Consider the following 1,933-nt stretch of genomic DNA (forward strand, 5'->3'; position numbering starts at 1 on the left):
CTCCCTATTTTGTCAAGTGATTTTCCTTAAAAAATCAAGGAATTTTAAGCTTTATATCTCAGATGAATGAGCCAAGGAGATGGACATTTCTCTGTATCTGGTACGAAAATAGAGGGTATAGGGTATACGAAGCAGAACGTCTTTGTTTTCGCTCTACATGGCCTTGTGTATACCCTTCCTTCTACGGCAGCGTACCTCCCGTGTCTACCAGGATCACCGTCTCGCGGGTCCTAACTTCCTTCGTTCCGCCTGTCCATAACCAGGGTGTCAGCTTAGCTCCTTTACAGGGTCCTGCCCTATGGAAAATATTCCTGCCGACTACTGGCTCATTCTTTGTTATAAGTCTTACTGTCCTGCATGGTTACCGGGCCGGCACCTTGCGGTGGACGTTTCGACCAGCCTGTTCCACATGTCTCCCAGCCTTCCCTGTCATGACCGGACTCAGCTCCCGGCGGCGTCTGCCAGAAGCTCAGTCCAGCCGTGGCAGGGTATTGTCTGTTCTTATTCCTGCTGTTATGCAGCCTGTACCTGCGGCCTCCTGATATCGCCCAGCAGCTTCCCAGGGTCATACTGGACACCCTTGGTAAGAATCGTGTAAAAGATCCTCAGCACCTTACATGCCACCGCTACCACCGACTGCATCTTTTTGAGCGGGTTCTCCTTCCGCGTCCGGTAATACTCGTGTATCTGGCGGAACTCTGCGTTCTTTCCCACCAGCGATATTGCGGCCTCGTACAGCACATATCTAAGGCGTTTCCGTCCCCGGTAACTGATACGGCTTTCCCCATTATGCTTACCGGAATCATTTGCCACGATGGCGTATCCCGCCAGCTTCTGCAGCTGTTTGGGGCTGTCGAAGCGTCCTATGTCCCCCACTTCTGCTATAAAGCCGCTGACCGTCACCATCCCTATCCCTTTGATCGCCAGCAGGTTGTCAATATATGGGATCTCCCTCAGCTTTTCTTCTATCCTCCGGAGCAGTTCCTCCATCCTTGACGCATATACATCCATGTCGCTCAACAGGTTCTTAAGCTCCATCCGCGCCGCTTCCGGCGCTTCCTTACTTCCGACGCTGTGCTCCGCAGCCGATACCAGGGTCTTTGCCCTCTTCATTCCGGCGCCCCTCAGCCTCGCGTCCCTCCAGATCTGGTTCACGCCTTCCGCCCCCAGCCTTATGATGTCTTCCGGCAGCGGCGCCTCCTTCAGCACCATCCTCCCGCTTACCGCCTTCAGGTCCCCGTAAACGTCTTTGTACTCTGGAAAGTAGATGGCGAACCATCTCGCCAGGCGGTTCTTGATCCTTGTGAGCTCCTCCTGCGTCTGGAAGCGCAGGTTCGATAAGCTCCTGATCTCTGCATAGATGCCGACCGGCATATAAGGGTATGAGAATCTCCCCTCGTTGACAAGCGCAGCAATCGTCTTGGGATCCTTTCGGTCATTCTTGTTGGGATTGTTGTCATCCAGCTCTTTGGATTTCTTCACATGATGGGGGTTCACATGCACCGGCCTCATGCCGTTGTCCTGCAGGAATTTCCCCAGGGCGAACCAGTAGTGGCCCGTCGGCTCCATGCCCGGAACCACAGCGGTCTTGCCATGCTTTTCTGCAAGTTCCTCCATCCATGCCTTGAGTATCTGAAAGCCCGCTTCCGTATTGCTGAATTCTAGCGGTTTCTTTGTGTACTCGTAATTTCGCCAGTCAAATGCCCTGGCATAATGGGTCTCGCTTCCCACATCAATCCCTACGATTAAAGTTTTTTCAGTTATGGATGCAATTTTTGCGTTTTGTGTGTTACAATTCATCTTGGATACCTCTCTGTTCAATAAGATTTTTACTAACCGTGCAAAGTCAGTAATCTTATTTTACTCTGAGGTATCTTTTTATCAACCACCCTTCTTGGAATTCCTTATATTTGAATTATACAGGAAGCTCCTT

The 1,933-nt window shown here is 51.3% G+C and carries 1 protein-coding gene; it reads right to left on the reverse strand.

Annotated features, from left to right (window positions below):
- Positions 1-513: 513 nt before the first annotated feature.
- The gene (locus tag QZ305_RS11665) at positions 514-1,800 is read right to left on the reverse strand and encodes an IS110 family transposase (RefSeq protein WP_289501769.1); all 1,287 of its coding nucleotides are present in this window, start codon (positions 1,798-1,800) and stop codon (positions 514-516) included.
- Positions 1,801-1,933: the final 133 nt, after the last annotated feature.

The sequence above is a fragment of the uncultured Faecalibaculum sp. genome (assembly GCF_910588395.1).
Taxonomy (GTDB): domain Bacteria; phylum Bacillota_I; class Bacilli_A; order Erysipelotrichales; family Erysipelotrichaceae; genus Faecalibaculum.

Excerpts from the sequence above, each read along its gene's own strand:
- QZ305_RS11665 (WP_289501769.1), bottom strand. The coding sequence starts at position 1,800 with ATGAATTGTAACACACAAAACGCAAAAATTGCATCCATAACTGAAAAA.